Here is a 19,877-nt window from a genome sequence, read left to right as displayed (position 1 = left end):
GTGGCAATTGAAAAAATCAAAATGCCTCAGCTTGGAGAAAGCGTAACGGAAGGCACGATTAGCAAATGGCTAGTAGCTGTGGGGGACCAGGTTAATAAATATGATCCATTAGCAGAAGTGATGACCGATAAAGTGAATGCAGAAGTGCCATCTTCATTTACGGGTGTGATTAAAGAAATTATTGCAGCTGAAGACGAGACGCTGCCAGTTGGAGAAACGCTGTGTTTGATTGAAGTAGAAGGAGCTTCTTCAGCAGATACAGCTCAAAATGCGCCAAAAGAAACGAATGAAAAAGTTTCTTTACCAGATACAGCTGACCACTCTAATAAAAAGCGCTATTCACCAGCCGTTCTGCGTTTATCCCAAGAACATGGAATTAACCTTGAAACACTTACAGGGTCAGGTGGAGGTGGTCGAATTACAAGAAAAGACGTACTGGCTGCAATTGAAAAAGGTCCGCAAAGGGATTCAGCTGTTCATCAGGAGGCGCCAAAAACAGCACCGCCTTCACCAAAAGCAGATATGAAAAAGTCGGAACCTATTCCAACGGCTTCTGGTGATAAAGCCATTCCTGTATCTGGTGTACGTAAAGCGATTGCCAGCAACATGTTACGAAGCAAGCACGAAATTCCTCATGCATGGACAATGGTTGAAGTGGATGTAACAAGCCTCGTAGCATATCGTGATTCTATTAAAACGGAATTTAAACAAAAAGAAGGATTTAACTTAACGTACTTTGCTTTCTTTGTCAAAGCGATTGCACAAGCCTTAACAGAATTCCCAGAAATCAATTCAATGTGGGCAGGCGATGAAATTATTCAAAAGAAAGACATTAATATTTCTATTGCTGTTGCAACAGACGATGCATTGTTTGTACCTGTCATAAAAAATGCCGATGAAAAAACAATTAAAGGAATTGCACGCGAAATTAATGAATTAGCGCAAAAAGTACGAGCAGGTTCATTAAAAGCGGCAGACATGCAGGGTGGAACGTTTACTGTTAATAACACGGGATCATTTGGTTCCGTTCAATCGATGGGAATCATTAATTATCCACAAGCAGCAATTTTACAGGTGGAATCTATTGTTAAGCGTCCGGTTGTTATTAATAATATGATTGCCATTCGAGATATGGTCAATCTATGCTTATCTCTTGACCACCGTGTGCTTGATGGACTCGTATGTGGTCGATTCTTAAAACGCATTAAAGAAATTTTAGAATCGATGTCCAAGGAACATACATCTATTTACTAAAAGTGAAAGAGACTGAGACATAAGTAGGTCAGCCTCTACTATACCTGAACGATTGAGAGTTCATCACTTTTAATCGTTCAGGTTTTTTTATTGATTGTGAAAACAATGTTGGAAACAGGGTGGAATGGAGCGTAGGACACTCGACTCCTGCGGGAAAGAGAGGGAAAACGGAGATCCCGCAGCGCAGCGAGGAAGCTCAGGTTCCTCCCCGCGGAAAGCGAGTGACCGTAGCGCAATGGAACGAACGTGTTGAGACAAATCAAAGAGATGGGAACAGCTAGTGTTCGTCTTTTAGAACCAATCATTTTGTTATGTCCCAAACTCTTTTATTTGTTTAATATTTAATTCGAAAAGGTTTTGCTCGTCATGCCGATTTGGCATACGGTATTTTGAGAAGGTATATATATTTCGTTTATAGAATGTAATAAAATAAAAGAGAGTGTGTCAGCAGAAAAAGGCTTTGGTATCAAAGTATAAAGGGGAAATGACGATGAATAAACCATCCTTTCATGAATTTGCCTATACTCCTCAGCAAGAATGGATACAAGAAGTAAAAAAAGCGCTAAAAGATGACCCTCATCTATATGAAAAAGAAACGTTTGAGAACATTTTTTTGAAAACGCTTTACCGAAAAAATGACGTGCAAGATTTACCACATTTAAAAGACGAAGAGCTTTACTTATTCGTAAGAGGAATAGACTCACATTTCGTATCAAATGAATGGAATATTGCACAACGAATAAATGTAGCCGTTCCAAAGAAAGCGAATCAAATGATAAAGGAAGCATTAGATAACGGACAAACGTCATTGGCTATTGAGTTAAATCCTATATCAATTAAAGGAAAGAATCCGTTAACAGTTCCTTTTACTGAATTAAAAAGCGGCGTTTTGCTCTCTAACTATGCAGATCTATGTGCGCTTTTTAAAGACATTCAGTTACCTGAAGTACCTCTTTTTATTCCTTCTGGATATACGGCACTGCCGTTGATTGAATCCATTGATACGTACTGTCAACAGGAAGGGATCACATTATCACAAGTAGCTGGAGTGGTTGGAATGGATCCGCTCGGCTCATTAGCTGAACACGCTCATTCACCAATTCCAATCACTGATTTGTATCATGACATGGCAAACGCAATTGCTTTTGTACAAGAAAAGAAAAGTTCGCTAAAGACGGTACTTATTGATACAAAACCGTATCACATGAGCGGGGCAACAGCTGTTCAAGAGTTAGCATATGCACTTTCAACAGCCGTACAATATATGGATGAATGTTTAAGACGCAATATTCCTTTACATCATGTATTACCTCATCTGGCATTTTCATTCTCAACAAGCTCACAGCTTTTTATGGAAGTTTCAAAACTACGTGCATTTCGCTTACTGTGGCTTCAGGCCGTTCGAGCATTTTCACAGACTATAGACGTACCGCTTCCTTTCATCCATGTAAATACATCCATCCATACGCTTTCATCTCAAGACTTACATACGAATATTTTACGAGGAACACTGCAAGCATTTGCTGGAATTATTGGCGGAGCAAATAGCCTCCATGTTTATCCATATGATGCTATATCAAAGCAGTCAACAGAATTATCCAATCGACTCGCACGAAATACGCAGCTAATGCTTCGAGAAGAATCACAATTAGGCAGAGTCATAGACCCGGCAGGAGGCTCATGGTACATCGAATCCTACACGCATGAGCTTGCAGAAAAAGCTTGGAAGCTGTTTCAGAAAATGGAATCTAAAGGCGGTATGGAAGCATGTCTAGAGTCAGGTTGGATTCAATGTGAGCTTCAACATGTAAGTGAAGAGAAAAGAGAACAGATACATAGCAGAAATGAAAGAATGGTAGGAATTACGCATTATGTATCTCCAAGTAAAACTACTTATGAAGAAGATAACGTTGCAAACAAAGACTACCACGAATATCAATTGCAATTAAGAAATGAATTGACGGCATCTTCTCTATTGGTGAATGCGCATGAAGAACAATCCCCTTCTCAAGCAATTCTCTTTTTGAATCAGTGGAGAAAAAGCGAAGCGTTTGAACAGATGCGTGAAAGAACCAAAGGATTGACTATTGGTTGCATTGAATTATCAGAAAGTAAATTGGTTAAGCAACAAAAAGAGTTTGCTTATGATTTTTTCCAGTCTGGTGGATTTCAATGTGAAACTTTTTCACCGTTATATCATGACCTGGATACCATTGAATGGTTGAAAAAGCGTCCTTGTCATGCATACGTAGTATGTGGTGAACCTGAACAAGTAAAAGATATGCTTGCCTTCCTTAATGGGTATAAACAAGAAAAGCTTTACGTATTTGTTGTAGCAAAATCAGAGGTAGACGGAGCTGCGGAATTCATTAATGAAAATGTGAATGCAATTAATTGTTTTGCGCAATTAGTACGCTGGATTGAGGTGAATCAACATGTATAAAAAACCACAATTTGAAAATATTGATTTTGGCGCTGTTACGCAACCGAAAGCTGTGGAGAGTAAGCAGCATACTGTAGAATCTTTTCAAACAAATGAACAAATTTTTGTGAAATCTCTATATACAGAAAAAGATTATAAAGGCATTGAATTTCTTGATTTTACACCAGGAAAACCACCATATCTAAGAGGACCTTACGCGACGATGTACGTGAAAAAACCATGGACAATTCGTCAGTACGCAGGGTTTTCAACAGCAGAAGAAAGCAATGCCTTTTATCGCAGAAATTTAGCTGCAGGGCAGAAAGGATTGTCTGTTGCTTTTGATTTAGCAACACATCGAGGGTATGACTCTGATCACCCTCGCGTGGTTGGTGACGTAGGAAAAGCGGGGGTAGCAATTGATTCAATCTTAGACATGAAAAAGCTTTTTGATGGTATTCCTCTGGATAAAATGTCGGTTTCAATGACGATGAATGGTGCTGTATTACCAATCATGGCTTTTTATATCGTGACTGCTGAAGAACAAGGTGTGCAAAAGGAGCAGCTAGCCGGTACCATTCAAAATGATATTTTAAAAGAATACATGGTACGTAATACGTATATTTATCCTCCAGATATGTCGATGAGAATTATTGCAGATATTTTCAAGTATACGTCTGAGCATATGCCCAAATTTAATAGCATCAGTATTTCAGGCTATCACATGCAAGAAGCGGGAGCACCAGCTGACCTGGAGCTAGCTTATACGCTAGCAGACGGATTAGAGTATGTTCGAACCGGAATAAAATCTGGTATTTCAGTCGATGCCTTTGCACCACGCCTATCATTTTTTTGGGCGATTGGAATGAACTACTTTATGGAAGTAGCAAAAATGAGAGCCGGTAGATTGCTATGGGCTAAGCTAATGAAACAGTTTAATCCAACAAATCCCAAGTCGTTAGCTTTGCGTACGCACTCGCAAACGTCTGGCTGGAGCTTAACGGAGCAAGATCCGTTCAATAACGTAGTGCGTACATGTGTGGAAGCACTGGCAGCAGTTTCAGGGCACACGCAGTCACTGCATACGAATGCATTGGATGAAGCAATTGCGCTACCAACGGATTTTTCAGCAAGAATTGCACGTAATACACAGTTATATTTACAAGATGAAACGTCTATTTGTTCTGTTATTGACCCGTTGGGAGGGGCTTATTATATTGAATCACTAACGAATGAGCTCGTTCATAAAGCTTGGGGTCATTTAGAAGAGATTGAATCACTTGGTGGTATGGCAAAAGCAATTGAAACTGGGATTCCGAAAATGAAAATTGAAGAAGCTGCTGCCAGAAGGCAAGCTAGAATTGATTCAAAAGCCGAAATTATTGTTGGTGTGAATGCATTTAAAGCGAACGAAGAAGAAGAGTTAGAGATTTTAGATATTGATAATCAAGCAGTGCTAACAGCGCAGGTAGAAAGATTAAAAGAACTGAAGAATCAGCGCGATGACAAGCAGGTGGAAAAAACTTTAAGTGATTTAACGCATGCTGCTGAAACAGGAAAGGGAAATTTATTAGAGTTAGCGGTTGAAGCTGCCAGAGCAAGAGCAACGCTAGGCGAAATATCACTTGCTCTTGAAAAAATATCTGGTAGGCATCAAGCGGTTACACGTTCAATAAAAGGTGTTTATCAAGCAGAATTTGAAGGAGCAGAGCTTATTGATAAAGTGCGCCAGTTAACAGATGACTTCTTAGAAGAAGAGGGAAGAAGACCAAGAATCCTAGTTGCCAAAATGGGTCAGGACGGTCATGATCGCGGAGCAAAAGTCATTTCTACAGCATTTGCGGATCTAGGCTTTGATGTGGATGTTGGTCCACTTTTTCAAACGCCTGAAGAAACTGCTGTGCAAGCAATTGAAAATGATGTTCACGTCGTAGGGTTTAGCTCGCTTGCTGCTGGACATAAAACGCTACTTCCACAGCTTGTTGAGCAGCTGCGTTTACACGGTAGAGAAGATATTTTAGTCATTGTTGGAGGAGTTATTCCAAAGCAAGATTATCCTTTTTTAGAAGCAAGCGGAGCAGCAGCTATTTTCGGTCCAGGTACGGTCATTCCAAAAGCAGCTATCCACGTGTTAGATAAGATTAAAGAAAAGCTAGCGGTGGATGAGTGATTATATGACCAAATTAAAAACAGTGTCTCAGTATAAAGAAGGGCTTTTAGGAAAAAACCGAGCTGCTTTAGCACAAGCTATTACCTTAATTGAAAGTCAGGCTGCTAAGCATAAACACCTGGCTCAACAGTTAATGAAAGAAATTTATTCGCATACTGGAAAATCGATTCGGATTGGATTTACAGGTGTACCAGGAGCAGGGAAAAGTACGTTAATTAATGCATTTGGAACTTATTTATGTGATCAAGGATACCGAGTAGCAGTACTTGCGATTGATCCAAGCAGTACGGTATCTGGTGGAAGTATCTTAGGTGATAAAACGCGAATGGAGCAGCTTGCTAAGCATCCAAGAGCTTTTGTTCGACCGTCTCCTTCGCAAGGAACATTAGGCGGGGTTCATCGCAAGACGAGAGAAGCTGTTCTTTTATGCGAAGCAGCGGGATATGACGTCATTTTTATAGAAACGATGGGCGTGGGGCAAGGTGAAGGAATCGTTAAGCAAATGGTTGATGTCTTTGTTCTTCTTGTTTTAACAGGTGCAGGAGATGAGCTTCAAGGAATTAAAAAAGGAATCTTAGAGCTAGCCGACTTGATTTGTGTAAATAAAGCGGATGGAGATAATCGAAAAAAAGCAGTACTGACGAAAAAAGAGTATGAGTCCGTTATTTCATTTCTATATGCTCATTCATCTAGTTGGCAGCCAAGGGTATTAACAACATCTGTTTACGAGACAGGTGATTTGATTAGCTTATGGAATCACATCTTGGATTACAAGAGCTGGCTAATACAAAATGAACGATTTGAGCAAAAGCGAGGTCTTCAACTTTCTTCATGGCTACAGTCGAGAATTGCTGATTATCTGTACGAGTCTTTTTATGGTAAGCAAGAGCTACGTGATACGCTAAAAGATGTTGAGCAACGTATGCAAAAAGGAGACATAACAATGGAGGAAGCATTTGAGACAATAATTCATCAGTATAAACAAGTAAACCAACCGATAAAGTAACAATAATTTTTTCGTAAACATAAGCCAAAGAAATCGCGTTTTAAGTCATGGTTTGCTATGATAAAAGTAGCTAACTAAAGGAGGTAAAAAGATGAACATCGATTTTAATTTATTTATGAATGATGTTGTTCGCCAAGCGCGTCAAGAGATTGAAGCTGCAGGTTACACGCAATTAACGACGGCTGAAGATGTAGAGGAAGCGTTTCAAAAGCCCGGTACAACATTAGTAATGGTTAACTCAGTTTGTGGATGTGCAGGAGGGATTGCTAGACCAGCAGCTGCTCATTCCGTTCATTACGATAAGCGCCCAACGAATCTAGTTACGGTATTCGCTGGCCAAGATAAAGAAGCAACGGCTCGCGCTAGAGAATATTTTGAAGGCTACCCACCATCTTCACCATCATTTGCACTATTAAAAGATGGTAAAATTATGACAATGGTAGAGCGTCATGAAATTGAAGGACATGAGCCAATGTCAGTTGTAACAAAACTTCAAGAAGCGTTTGATCAATATTGTGAAGAAGTATAAATAAAAGAGGCTGGGACATAAGTAGTTCAGTCCTTACTATACCTGAACGATTGAGAGTTCATAACTTTTAATCGTTCAGGTTTTTTGTTGATTGTGAAAACAATGTTGGAAACAGGGTGGAATGGAGCGTAGGACACTCGACTCCTGCGGGAAAGAGAGGGAAACATGAGATCCCGCAGCGCAGCGAGGAAGCTCAGGTTCCTCCCCGCGGAAAGCGAGTGGCCGTAGCGCAATGGAACGAACGTGTTGAGACAAACCAAAGAGATGGGAACAGCTAGTGTTCGTCTCTTAGAAGCAATCATTTTGTTATGTCCCAAACTCTTTTATTTTTGGTGAAAATATTTGTAATATCAATTTTTTATACATGATTCACATGGTTATGGAAAATGGTGGATAGGTATTTTCATATAGTTAAATCTATATTTAAAAAAAGTGTTGCATAAATATAAATACGTGTTAAAATACAGTTACATGAATATATATTTATTTTTTTACAATGACTTGCAATAAGGAAAAACTTATTTCATAATATTATTAATTTTAAGAAAATATTAAAATTGGGGGAAACGTGACATGAAAATGAAAAAATGGCTATCAGTAACAGTTATAGGGTTGTTAACAGCGGGAGCATTAGCTGCTTGTGGTGCTGGTGAAGGTGCTTCAAATGGAGGCGGAGGCAGTGAGGATGCAAAAGTTTTAAAAATGGGAACTTCAGCTGATTATCCACCGTTTGAGTATATTGATACAGCAAAAGGTGACAGCGAGCCGGTCGGTTTCGATATTGATTTAGCAAAAGCAATTGGTAAAGAGCTAGGTTATGAAGTACAAGTTGTCGATATGGAGTTCGGTAGCTTAATTCCATCTTTACAGTCTAAAAAAGTGGACTTTGTTTTAGCAGGAATGACGCCGACGGAAGAGCGTAAAAAGAACATAGACTTCTCTGATGTATATTACGAGGCGAAAAATGTACTTGTATCTAAAAAGGACGAGCCGATTAATAGCATTGAAGAGCTGAACGGAAAAACAGTAGGTGTTCAAACAGCATCTATTCAAGAAGATGAAGCAAAAACATTATCAGAAGAAGTAGACATTAAAATTGAAAGTCGCGATCGTATTCCACAATTGATTCAAGAAATGAAGTCAAATCGTATTGATGTAGCAATCATTGAGGATACAGTAGCAAAAGGCTATGTAGCAAAAGATGATACGTTACAACTTGTAGAAACAGGAAGAGAAGACTCTAACAAAGGTTCTGCCATTGCATTTCCTAAAGACAGCAAGCTAACGGATGAGTTTAATAAAGAACTACAAGAAATGAAAGAAAGCGGAGAGCTAGAAGAGCTAATCGTTAAATGGTTTGATAGTAAAGAATAAGAGACAATGAACGGAGAGGAAGGAAAACAGGCATGAATTTGGACTTTTCACAAATCGTGCCTTCAATCCCTTATATTTTAAAAGGGATAGGAGTGACGATTCAAATAGTTTTAGCTTCAGCCATTGTCGGTTTTGTACTAGGGACAATCTTATCTCTATTTAAAATTAGTCGTTCAAAACCGCTCATTTGGTTAGCTGATCTTTATACATCAATCTTTCGTGGTACGCCGCTCGTACTGCAGTTATTGCTTATTTATTTTGGGTTACCACAAATTTTAGGTTTTGATATTGCGCCATTTCCTGCTGCAGTTGCTGCATTCGGATTAAACTCAGCTGCATATATCTCTGAAATTATTCGTGCTGGTATTTTAGCAGTCGATAAAGGACAACGTGAAGCTGCTCTTGCTTTAGGAATTCCATATCGTAAAATGATGGGCCAAGTCATTATGCCTCAAGCTTTAAAAAACATTTTACCAGCTTTAATGAATGAGTTTATTACGCTTACGAAAGAATCAGCACTTGTAACGGTTATCGGTGCGCTTGATATTATGAGACGTGCATATATCGTTGGAGGAGAAAAGTTTGCGTATTTTGAACCTCTGTTATTTGCAGGATTAATTTATTACATCATGGTAATGGGCTTAACGCTCCTTGGTAAAGTGATCGAGAGGAGAATGAGAAAAGGTGATTAAAATTGAAAACTTACACAAGTCCTTTGGCCAAAATGAAGTTCTAAAAGGCATTTCAACAGTTATTAAAGAAAAAGAAGTAGTCGCCGTAATCGGTCCATCAGGTTCCGGGAAATCAACGTTTTTGCGCTGTATGAATTTACTTGAACAGCCAACTAGTGGAGCCATTACAATAGCTGATCAAGAAATTACAAATGCGAAGACAAACATTATAAACGTGCGACAAAATGTCGGGATGGTATTTCAGCACTTTCATCTGTTTCCTCATATGACGGTGCTTGAAAACTTAACATACGCGCCTACTACAGTTAAAGGAATCTCAAAAGAAGAGGCGAAGAGCAAAGGAATGGAACTACTAACTAAAGTCGGACTAGCTGAAAAAGCAAACGAGTATCCAAGTCGACTTTCAGGAGGTCAAAAGCAGCGTGTTGCTATTGCTCGTGCTCTTGCGATGGAACCAGAAATTATGCTTTTTGATGAACCAACATCTGCTTTAGACCCAGAGATGGTAAAAGAAGTATTAGATGTAATGAAATCACTAACTGAAACGGGTATGACAATGGTTATCGTTACGCATGAAATGGGCTTTGCGCGCGAAGTAGCAGATCGTGTTTTATTCTTAGATGGCGGCCGCCTAGTGGAAGATTCACCTCCGGCTGAGTTTTTTACAGCACCTAAAAGTAAGCGTGCGAAGGATTTTCTTGAAAAAATCTTATAATAATCAAAAAGAGACTGAGATATAAGTAGTTCAGCCTCTACTATACCTGAATGATTGAGAGTTCATAACTTTTAATCGTTCAGGTTTTTTGTTGATTGTGAAAACAATGTTGGAAACAGGGTGGAATGGAGCGTAGGACACTCGACTCCTGCGGGAAAGAGAGGGAAAACGGAGATCCCGCAGCGCAGCGAGGAAGCTCAGGTTCCTCCCCGCGGAAAGCGAGTGACCGTAGCGCAATGGAACAAACGTGTTGAGACAAATCAAAGAGATGGGAACAGCTAGTGTTCGTCTTTTAGAAGCAATCATTTTGTTATGTCCCAAACTCTTTTTTTAATTTATAAATAGCGAGAAGCATTGCGTAATTGAATGAAACATGTTAATAAATAATAGTGTTATGAATAACTTATAAAAAAGGAACTGTTTAGGAGCTTTGACGATATGAAGTATAAAATTGGTTATCGAACCTTTAAAACAGCCGTAGGTACTGCACTCGCAATTAGCATTGCACAGCTCATCGGCCTTGAGTTTTTCCCATCAGCAGGAATTATTACAATCTTATGTATACAAAATTCACAGAAAAAATCGTTGCAAAGTGCGTTTGATCGCTTTGTAGCTTGTTCGATTTCAATTTTATTTTCATTTATTTTCTTTGAAGGAATTGCTTATCATCCAGCGGTCATCGGATTGATGCTGCTATTTTTTATTCCGTTAACCGTTATTTTAAAGGTCAACGGAGGAATTGTAACAAGTTCAGTTATTTTACTGCACATTTACTCTCTTGAAAATATGACGTGGCAAATTGTTTTCAATGAATTAGGGCTCATTGTGGTTGGTATTGGCGTAGCGCTTCTTGTGAATTTATACATGCCAAGCTTAGACAAAGAGCTTCGTCAGTATCAGCAGGACATTGAAGAGAATTTTCATATCATTCTTAAAGAAATGGCGCTTTATTTAAGAAGAAACGAAAGCACTTGGTCTGGCAAAGAAATTGCCGATACAGCAGTGCTCTTAGAAAAAGCTAAAAGTCTAGCTTTCCGTGATGTTGAAAACCATTTTGTACGTTCAGAAAATTATTATTATCGATACTTTAAAATTCGTGAAAAACAATTAGAAATTCTAGAACGTACTCTTCCTCTTCTTACATCAATTGACCTTGTGGTTGAACAAAGATATATGATTGCTGATTTTATTGAAGAATTAAGCTTTTCTATTCATCCGGGTAACACAGCAAAGCTTTTTTTATTAAAGCTGGAGCAGCTCAAGGAATCTTTTCAATGCATGGAGCTACCTAAGTCTCGTGAAGAATTCGAAGCACGAGCAGATCTGTTACACTTTGTAAAGGAAATAGAGCAATATTTAATTATTAAACAAAGCTTAAAAATTACGTAAACAATATGCATGTTGTAGCAACCCCTTACGAACAATAAGAAAAAGCGTAAGGGGTTGAATTGTATGCACGTCATGTTTCTTATTTTAGTACTTGTATCACCAATTTGGCCGCTGGGAGCAAATCCTTTACCAGCTGACCCTTTTATTATTGTAAATAAACAGACAAATGAATTAGCATATATTGAACACGGCAAGGTAGAGAATGTTATTAAAGTGGGTTCGGGAAGAACAAAAGATTTAACACCAGAAGGCGAGTTCACTATCACAGTTAAAGCAGCAAACCCTTATTATCGAAAAGATAAGATAGAAGGGGGAGACCCTACTAATCCACTTGGGTTGAGGTGGATTGGATTTGATGCAAAAGACACAGATGGGCGAATTTATGGAATTCATGGTACAAACCAGCCAAACTCTATCGGCAAGTATGTTTCTAATGGGTGCATAAGGCTTCGAAATGAACGCGTTGTTGAGCTTTATGAAAAGGTTCCTCTTGGAACAAAAGTATGGATTGTGACCAGTGGAAAATCCTTTGAAGATCTAGCGAAGGAAAAAGGAATAGTAGTGCAATAAAAGGTAGGTGATTCATCACCTACCTTTTATTATAGCCACATTGTAATGCCAGCAAGAACAGTTGTGATTATCATCGTTCCCAGCATTAAATAGACCACAATTTTTTGCCATTTTTTATTCGACATAAAAGAGTAGCTCCTCTCACAACCTTTTTTTCTATTTTACATGTAGCAGGGAAATGGGACAAGCAACTTCTTTATTCGCTTTCGTTTTAAGAAGGAGAATGAAGATTCATTCAAGAATATGTCTAAATGAAAACGCTTTTTTAGGGGGTGGGAATATGAATAAAATTGATCATATTGGCATCGCTGTTCACTCTATTGATAACATCAAAGCATTTTATGAGAGGCAGCTTGGCTTACTATGTTTAGGGATAGAAAAAGTAGAAAATCAAGGTGTAAAGGTAGCTTTTTTTCAATGCGGTGATTCGAAAATCGAACTTCTTGAACCTTTAAATAATAGCAGTCCAGTCGCTAAATTTCTTCAAAAACGTGGAGAGGGTATACACCACATTGCCTTTGGTGTTGGAAGCATTGAAGATCGCATTCAAGAGCTGAAAGAACGTGGAATTAAAATGATTGATCATGAGCCAAGATTAGGAGCTGGTGGTGCTTCCATTGCTTTTTTACACCCGTCGTCCACCGCAGGGGTTTTGTATGAACTTTGTGAAAAGAAACCAACAGAGGAGGAATAGCACATGGTTGATATTTATGAAAAACTAAATGAGCTATACGACAAGCGCCGCAAAATTGAACAAGGGGGCGGAGATCAAAAAATTGAAAAGCAACATTTCAAAGGAAAACTAACGGCTAGAGAACGCATTGACTTATTGGTTGATGAAGGAACATTTGTTGAAGTTCAGCCTTTTATAGAACACCGCTGTCTGGACTTTAATATGAATACACAAGCAGGTCCTGGAGACGGTGTTGTCACTGGGTACGGTAAAGTGAATGGACGAGGCATTTATTTGTTTTCTCAAGATTTCACGGTGTTTGGCGGTGCGCTTGGAGAAATGCATGCCAAAAAAATCGTCAATGTAATGGACCTAGCAGCGAAAACTGGTGTTCCTTTTATTGGATTAAATGACTCGGGTGGAGCGCGAATTCAAGAAGGCGTGATGTCGTTAGACGGATACGGTCAAATTTTTTATCGAAACGCCATTTATTCAGGAGTCATCCCTCAAATCTCCGTGATTATGGGACCATGTGCAGGTGGTGCAGTATACTCACCAGCCATCACTGATTTTGTATTTATGGTGGAAAAGACGAGCCAAATGTTTATTACAGGACCGAAAGTGATTGAGACAGTAACGGGTGAAACAATCACAGCAGAAAATTTGGGTGGAGCTGCTGTTCATAATGAAATTAGTGGAAATGCTCATTTTAGCGCAAGTTCAGAAGAAGAAGTGCTTGAGCAGGTTCGCCTCTTACTAAGCTACTTGCCTTTATCTAATGCTGAAAAGCCACCGAGTGTCCCTTATAATGATCAAAGCAATGACCGCCCAGAATTATTGGATGTTGTGCCTTTTGATGCTGTCAGACCATATGATGTTCGCCATGTTATTGACCACGTCGTAGACGAAGGAACATTTTTAGAAGTACAAAAAGATTTTGCTAAAAACATTGTAGTCGGCTTAGCTCGCTTGAATGGAAACGTGGTCGGGCTGGTTTGTAATCAACCAAAGTTTATGGCTGGCAGCTTAGATATTAACTCCTCAGACAAAGCTGCACGTTTTATAAGGTTTTGTGACTCTTTTCATATTCCACTCATTACGTTTGAAGATGTAACAGGATTCTTTCCTGGTATTAAGCAAGAACATGGCGGTATCATTCGTCACGGTGCTAAAATTTTATATGCCTATTCTGAGGCAACTGTTCCGAAAATTACGGTGATTTTACGAAAAGCCTACGGTGGAGCTTATGTTGCGCTAAATAGTAAATCAATTGGTGCAGATATGGTATATGCTTGGCCAAACGCTGAAATTGCCGTTATGGGTCCTCAAGGAGCTGCCAATATTATTTTTGCGAACGAAATCCAAAGTAGTGATGCTCCCGAAGAAGTTCGAGCTGAAAAAATTGAGCAGTATCGCGATAAGTTTGCTAATCCATACGTTGCGGCGAGGGGGGTATGGTAGATGATGTGATTGATCCAAGAGATACAAGAATAAAATTAATACAAGCACTCGAAATGTTGCACAATAAAAAGGAAGAGCGTCCACAGCGAAAACATGGTAACATACCATTGTAGGTTAATTTTGGAGGGATTACATATTATGGTTAATGAGCGACGTCTAGTTGATCTATTTTTAGAACTTATACAAGTTGATTCAGAAACAAAGTATGAAGCCGAGATTGCAAAAGTATTAACGGAAAAATTCACGGCTTTAGGAGTAAAAGTTGTTGAAGATGATACAACAGCTGAAACTGGACATGGTGCAGGTAATTTAATTTGTACTCTTCCAGGAACAAAAGAAGGAGTAGATACCATTTATTTTACTTCTCATATGGATACGGTTGTTCCTGGAAAAGGCATTAAGCCATCTATTGAAGACGGTTATATTAAAAGCGATGGAACAACGATTCTAGGAGCTGATGATAAGGCTGGATTGGCAGCGATGCTAGAAGCTATTCAAGTGCTAAAAGAGCAAAATGTTGAGCACGGTACCATTGAGTTTGTCATCACAGTTGGAGAGGAATCTGGATTAGTTGGAGCGAAAGCATTAGATCCAAAGCTTGTAACGGCAAAATTTGGCTATGCGCTTGATAGCGATGGAAAAGTGGGCGATATTATTGTTGCTGCTCCAACGCAAGCAAAAGTCAAAGCAGATATTTATGGAAAAACAGCTCACGCTGGTGTAGCACCTGAGCGTGGAGTATCGGCAATTACCATTGCCTCAAAAGCGATTTCACGTATGCCTCTAGGGCGTATTGATGAAGAAACAACGGCGAATATTGGTCGCTTTGAAGGTGGAACGCAAACGAATATTGTGTGCGACTACGTATCGATCTTAGCAGAAGCTCGTTCATTGGTTCCTGAAAAAATGGAAGCGCAAGTGGCAAAAATGAAGGAAGCATTTGAATCTGCAGCAAGTGACATGGGAGGAAGAGCTGAAGTAGATATTAAAGTGATGTATCCTGGCTTTAAATTTAGCGATGGAGACCATGTTGTAGAAGTAGCAAAAAAAGCGGTTGCCAATATCGGTCGTCCTTCACGCTTGCTACAAAGCGGCGGTGGCAGCGATGCAAACGTCATTGCAGGTTTTGATATTCCAACTGTAAACTTAGCTGTAGGCTATGAAGATATTCATACCACAAGTGAAAAAATTCCAGTTGAAGAACTTGTAAAAACATCAGAGCTGGTTGTATCGATTATCAAAGAAGTAGCAAAATGATAATAATCACATTGTAAAAAGCTTGGGTCTTGTCGCTCAAGCTTTTTACATATCGGCTAATATAAAGTTTGAATTTTTTGACACTTTGTATAATGTAAACAGCACGTTTCTTCAGTAAAATGGATTATAAGCTTAAAACCTCAACACAAAGGAGTGAAACCAATCGGGGGAAAGTTAATAAAAAAATATGTAAGCGCTTTCAAGTATAATCGATATAAAGCAATTTAGAAGGGGGATGGATTTATGAAATCTTCAGCTCAGCCGATGCTTCAAGCAATTGTAGAGAACTTTAGTGAAGTTGAAAAAGGCTTGCCAAATCAAGAAGCTATTGAAGAAGCTAATCGATGTTTGTACTGTTACGATGCTCCTTGTATTCAAGCTTGTCCAACGGGCATTGATATACCAACGTTTATTAAAAAAATTGCATCTGGAAATTTAAAGGGGTCCGCTCAAACGATTATGACATCGAATCCTGTTGGAGCGAGCTGTGCGAGGGTTTGTCCAACAGAAGAGCTTTGTGAAGGGGCATGTGTATTAAATCATTCGACTAAACCTATTATGATTGGTGATCTTCAGCGTTATGCTACTGACTGGGCTATTCAAAATGAACAGGTGTTATTTACAAAAGGTAAGCCAAACGGAAAGCGGGTTGCTATTGTAGGCGGAGGACCCGCTGGGCTTTCAGCTGCCAGAGAACTAGCTCGGTTTGGATATGCTGTGACAATCTTTGAAGCAGAAAAAGAAGCAGGAGGGTTAAATACCTATGGAATTGTATCGTTTCGACTCCCTCAAGCTATTTCTTTTTGGGAGGTACAGCAGGTAAAAGCCCTAGACGTTGAAATTAAAACAAACATGCGTGTTGGTGAAGACGTGATGCCGAGTGAACTTTTAGAGAACTATGATGCAGTCGTTCTTGCTATTGGAATGAGTAAAGTTCCAAATTTAGGTATTGAAGGAGAGCACCTAAAGGGAGTTTATGATGCAATTGACTTTGTGAAGCAAACAAAATCAGAAGCGTTGACTACAGAGTTTGTGGGGAAAAAAGTAGCGGTTGTTGGTGCAGGAAATACAGCGATTGATGGAGCAACATGTTCCATACGATTAGGGGCAAAAAATGTAAAAATTCTATACCGTAGAACGAGTGCTGAAATGACAGCCTATGATTTTGAATATGAATTTGCCAAGCAAGACGGTGTAGAGTTTCGATGGTTAACAGCACCTGTGAGAATTGTTGGAAATGACAAAAATGAAGTAACAGGTATTGAATGTATCAAAATGGAACTAAAAGAATCGGAAGGTGATGGACGTAAAAAGCCTGTACCAATAGAAGGGTCAGAGTTCTTAATTAAAGTGGATGCTGTTATTAAAGCAATTGGGCAAGAGCGTTACTTATCTTTAATTAATCAGTTTGAATTAAAGCAAGATGGTGGAGTCGTACTAATTGATCAAGATACATTCCAAACCTCAAACCCTAAAGTCTTTGCTTGTGGTGACGTTGTATTTGGAAAAGGGCAAGGTGAAGCCATGGTTGTGACGGCTGCACAGCAAGGGAAGCAAACGGCATATGGCATTCATGCTCAGTTAAAGAAAGAAGCAATTGAAACAGCTTAAACAAACGAGAGGGGGAAACAAGTATGGCAGATTTACGCATAAACTTAGCAGGTATTAAATCACCCAATCCATTTTGGCTAGCATCAGCGCCGCCTACAAACTCGGGGTATCAAGTACAGCGTGCCTTTGAAGCAGGATGGGGCGGAGCAGTTTGGAAAACGCTTGGAGATCCAATTTTAAATGTATCTTCACGGTTTGCAGCGGTGAGCTTTAACGGCCAGCGCGTAGCGGGTTTTAATAATATTGAGCTTATTACGGATCGGCCGCTTGAGGTTAATTTAAAAGAAATCTATGAGACCAAAAAGAAATTTCCTGACCATGCTATCATTGCTTCTTTAATGGTTGAACCAAAACAGGAGAAATGGCATGAAATTGTAAAACGTGTAGAAGATGTAGGCGTTGACGGTTTAGAGCTAAATTTCGGCTGTCCTCACGGCATGGCCGAGCGAGGAATGGGAGCAGCTTCAGGGCAGGTGCCTGACCTTGTTGAAAAGCAAACGTACTGGGCTAAAGAAGTAGCGAAAACGCCTGTTATTGTTAAGTTGACTCCAAATATTACGGACATCACAGTTACAGCAGAAGCCGCTGTAAGAGGCGGAGCGGACGCAGTGAGTATGATTAACACTATCAATAGCTTAGCCGGAGTGGATATCAATTCATGGAACACAATTCCCCACGTGGCTGGTAAAGGTGCACATGGAGGCTACTGTGGTCCAGCCGTTAAGCCTATCGCCTTAAATATGGTGGCTGAATGTGCAAGAAGCCCTCATATTAACGTACCGATTTCAGGTATGGGAGGCGTATCGAATTGGCAGGAAGCAGTGGAATTTATGCTTATGGGAGCAACTGGGGTTCAAGTGTGCACAGCTGCTATGCATCATGGTTTTAGAATTGTAGAAGACATGCTTGATGGACTAAACAACTACCTTGATGAGCGAGGAATTGCAAAAGTGAGCGATCTTGTTGGAAAAGCTGTTCCGAAATACTCTGATTGGGGAAATCTTGATTTAAATTATAAAGTTGTGGCTCGAATTGACCCCAATACATGTATTAATTGTAACAAGTGTCATATTTCATGTGAAGACACGTCCCATCAATGTATTGATATGTTGAAAGACTCTTCAGGTAAACCGTATTTGCAAGTAAGAGAAGAAGATTGTGTGGGCTGTAATCTCTGCTCGATTGTCTGTCCTGTTGATGGAGCAATCTCTATGGTGGAGGTAGCGAGTGAGCAGCCGCCTATGACGTGGAATGAAAGACAAGCGGCACTTGCGATGACATCTGCACAAAAACTGGACGTATAACCAAACACAATAGGGGGATCAAATTATGAAAAAATTAGTGAAAAATGGAGTAATCGTTACAGCAGCAGATACGTACAGCGGAGACATTTTAATTGAAGATGGGAAAATCGCAGCAATTGGAAAGGGACTAGATGAGTCTAGTTGTGAAATTGTTGACGCAAATGGAGCTTATATTTTCCCTGGAGGAATTGATCCACATACTCATTTAGACATGCCATTTGGAGGTACGGTCACAAAAGATGATTTTGAAACGGGGACCATTGCAGCGGCGTTTGGAGGTACCACAACTATCATTGATTTTTGCTTAACAGATAAAGGGAAACCGTTGCAAAATGCCATTAATACTTGGCATGCAAAATCAGAAGGGAAAGCAGCTATTGACTATAGCTTCCACCTGATGATTGGAGAGATGAACGATCAGGTATTAGAACAACTTCCTACTATTATTGAAAATGAAGGGATTACGTCGTTCAAAGTATTCATGGCGTATAAAGATGTATTTCAAGCGGACGATGCGACCCTTTATCAAACGCTTATTCAAGCAAAAGAGCTTGGGGCATTAGTTATGGTACATGCTGAAAACGGAGACGTGATTGACTATTTAACGAAGAAAGCGTTAGAAGCAGGAAGTACAGATCCAATTTACCATGCGCGTACAAGACCTCCAGAGATTGAAGGTGAGGCAACAGGTAGAGCAGCTTGTTTTACAGGTCTTGCTGATTCACAGCTATATGTAGTGCATGTATCTTGTGCTGAAGCGGTGAATCAAATTGCTCAGGCTCGAAATCGAGGTGTGAATATTTGGGGTGAAACATGTCCGCAATATTTAGTATTAGATGAATCCTACTTAGAAAAACCTAATTTTGAAGGAGCTAAATACGTCTGGTCACCACCTCTTCGTGAAAAGTGGAACCAAGAAGTGTTATGGAACGCATTAAAAAATGGAGATTTACAAACGATTGGGTCTGATCAATGTTCATTTGATTTTAATGGGCAAAAAGATTTAGGTAAGAATGATTTTACAAAGATTCCAAATGGCGGTCCTATTATTGAAGACCGTATGAGCATCTTATTTTCAGAAGGTGTACAGAAAGGGAAGATTACGCTTAATCAATTTGTAGACGTAACATCTACTCGCACTGCTAAGCTATTTGGATTATATCCGAAAAAAGGCACAATTGCTGTAGGAAGCGATGCGGACCTATTAATTTTTGACCCGACTGTCAAGCGTAAAATTTCTGCTGAAACACATCACATGGCTGTTGATTATAGTGCGTTTGAAGGAATGGAAATTACGGGTGAGCCGGTTTCAGTATTGTGTAGAGGAGAATTTGTGATTAAAGAAAAGCAATTTGTTGGTAAGAGTGGTTATGGTGAGTATATTAAGCGGTCAAAATTTAATGAGCGTAATGAAGCTCAGCAATCCCCAGTAAAACTGTAATTATGCTAC

Annotated in this window: 16 protein-coding genes and 1 pseudogene; 16 read left to right on the top strand and 1 reads right to left on the bottom strand. The window is 39.5% G+C overall.

The window, feature by feature from the left end:
- The 10 genes from A2U94_RS16290 (at position 1) to A2U94_RS16245 (ending at position 12,121) form a co-directional block, all read left to right on the top strand.
- Positions 1-1,254: a dihydrolipoamide acetyltransferase family protein gene (locus A2U94_RS16290; RefSeq protein WP_025909224.1), complete on the top strand. Its 1,254-nt coding sequence runs from the start codon at positions 1-3 to the stop codon at positions 1,252-1,254.
- 490 nt (positions 1,255-1,744) lie between these two features.
- The gene (locus tag A2U94_RS16285) at positions 1,745-3,697 is read left to right on the top strand and encodes a methylmalonyl-CoA mutase family protein (protein WP_025909223.1); all 1,953 of its coding nucleotides are present in this window, start codon (positions 1,745-1,747) and stop codon (positions 3,695-3,697) included.
- Complete coding sequence (gene scpA, locus A2U94_RS16280; RefSeq protein ID WP_025909222.1) at positions 3,690-5,846, top strand: methylmalonyl-CoA mutase; 2,157 nt, start codon at positions 3,690-3,692, stop codon at positions 5,844-5,846. The genes A2U94_RS16285 and scpA overlap by 8 nt, the downstream gene beginning before the upstream one ends.
- Before the next feature lie 4 nt (positions 5,847-5,850).
- A complete protein-coding gene (meaB, locus tag A2U94_RS16275) occupies positions 5,851-6,852 on the top strand; it encodes a methylmalonyl Co-A mutase-associated GTPase MeaB (protein ID WP_025909221.1) in 1,002 nt (333 codons plus the stop codon).
- A 91-nt stretch (positions 6,853-6,943) separates the two neighbouring features.
- Entirely contained in the window at positions 6,944-7,381 is a 438-nt protein-coding gene (locus A2U94_RS16270) for a BrxA/BrxB family bacilliredoxin (RefSeq protein WP_025909220.1), read from the top strand.
- A 579-nt stretch (positions 7,382-7,960) separates the two neighbouring features.
- Positions 7,961-8,755: a transporter substrate-binding domain-containing protein gene (locus A2U94_RS16265; RefSeq protein ID WP_025909772.1), complete on the top strand. Its 795-nt coding sequence runs from the start codon at positions 7,961-7,963 to the stop codon at positions 8,753-8,755.
- A gap of 32 nt (positions 8,756-8,787) precedes the next feature.
- Positions 8,788-9,447 (top strand): amino acid ABC transporter permease, encoded by a 660-nt coding sequence (locus A2U94_RS16260; RefSeq protein ID WP_025909773.1) that lies wholly within the window; start codon positions 8,788-8,790, stop codon positions 9,445-9,447.
- Complete coding sequence (locus tag A2U94_RS16255) at positions 9,440-10,162, top strand: amino acid ABC transporter ATP-binding protein (RefSeq protein ID WP_025909774.1); 723 nt, start codon at positions 9,440-9,442, stop codon at positions 10,160-10,162. The genes A2U94_RS16260 and A2U94_RS16255 overlap by 8 nt, the downstream gene beginning before the upstream one ends.
- A gap of 438 nt (positions 10,163-10,600) precedes the next feature.
- A complete protein-coding gene (locus A2U94_RS16250; RefSeq protein ID WP_025909775.1) occupies positions 10,601-11,551 on the top strand; it encodes an aromatic acid exporter family protein in 951 nt (316 codons plus the stop codon).
- 63 nt (positions 11,552-11,614) lie between these two features.
- The gene (locus A2U94_RS16245) at positions 11,615-12,121 is read left to right on the top strand and encodes a L,D-transpeptidase (RefSeq protein ID WP_025909776.1); all 507 of its coding nucleotides are present in this window, start codon (positions 11,615-11,617) and stop codon (positions 12,119-12,121) included.
- A gap of 29 nt (positions 12,122-12,150) precedes the next feature.
- Here A2U94_RS16245 and prli42 read toward each other — a convergent pair whose 3' ends face one another.
- On the bottom strand, positions 12,151-12,246 hold the full coding sequence (prli42, locus tag A2U94_RS22155; RefSeq protein WP_152545186.1) for a stressosome-associated protein Prli42: 96 nt from the start codon (positions 12,244-12,246) through the stop codon (positions 12,151-12,153).
- 155 nt (positions 12,247-12,401) lie between these two features.
- Between prli42 and mce the strand changes: the two genes are divergently transcribed.
- The 6 genes and pseudogenes from mce to hydA all read left to right on the top strand — a co-directional run bounded on the left by mce (position 12,402) and on the right by hydA (position 19,868).
- Positions 12,402-12,815, top strand: a complete 414-nt coding sequence (gene mce / locus A2U94_RS16240) for a methylmalonyl-CoA epimerase (RefSeq protein WP_025909777.1) — start codon at positions 12,402-12,404, stop codon at positions 12,813-12,815.
- A 3-nt stretch (positions 12,816-12,818) separates the two neighbouring features.
- Positions 12,819-14,368, top strand: a pseudogene (locus A2U94_RS16235) (acyl-CoA carboxylase subunit beta).
- A gap of 25 nt (positions 14,369-14,393) precedes the next feature.
- Positions 14,394-15,512 (top strand): tripeptidase T, encoded by a 1,119-nt coding sequence (locus A2U94_RS16230; RefSeq protein WP_025909779.1) that lies wholly within the window; start codon positions 14,394-14,396, stop codon positions 15,510-15,512.
- A 243-nt stretch (positions 15,513-15,755) separates the two neighbouring features.
- Positions 15,756-17,123, top strand: a complete 1,368-nt coding sequence (locus tag A2U94_RS16225) for an NAD(P)-dependent oxidoreductase (protein ID WP_025909780.1) — start codon at positions 15,756-15,758, stop codon at positions 17,121-17,123.
- Positions 17,124-17,146: 23 nt separating this feature from the next.
- On the top strand, positions 17,147-18,427 hold the full coding sequence (preA, locus tag A2U94_RS16220) for an NAD-dependent dihydropyrimidine dehydrogenase subunit PreA (RefSeq protein ID WP_025909781.1): 1,281 nt from the start codon (positions 17,147-17,149) through the stop codon (positions 18,425-18,427).
- Positions 18,428-18,452: 25 nt separating this feature from the next.
- Positions 18,453-19,868, top strand: a complete 1,416-nt coding sequence (gene hydA / locus A2U94_RS16215) for a dihydropyrimidinase (protein ID WP_025909782.1) — start codon at positions 18,453-18,455, stop codon at positions 19,866-19,868.
- The last annotated feature ends 9 nt before the right edge of the window (positions 19,869-19,877 follow it).

Source organism: Bacillus sp. VT 712, from assembly GCF_001614195.1.
GTDB classification, from domain to species: Bacteria; Bacillota; Bacilli; order Bacillales; family Bacillaceae_H; genus Priestia; species Priestia flexa.
Note: the sequence above shows the minus strand (reverse complement) of the source record. Positions and strands in the feature narration are given on the sequence as shown.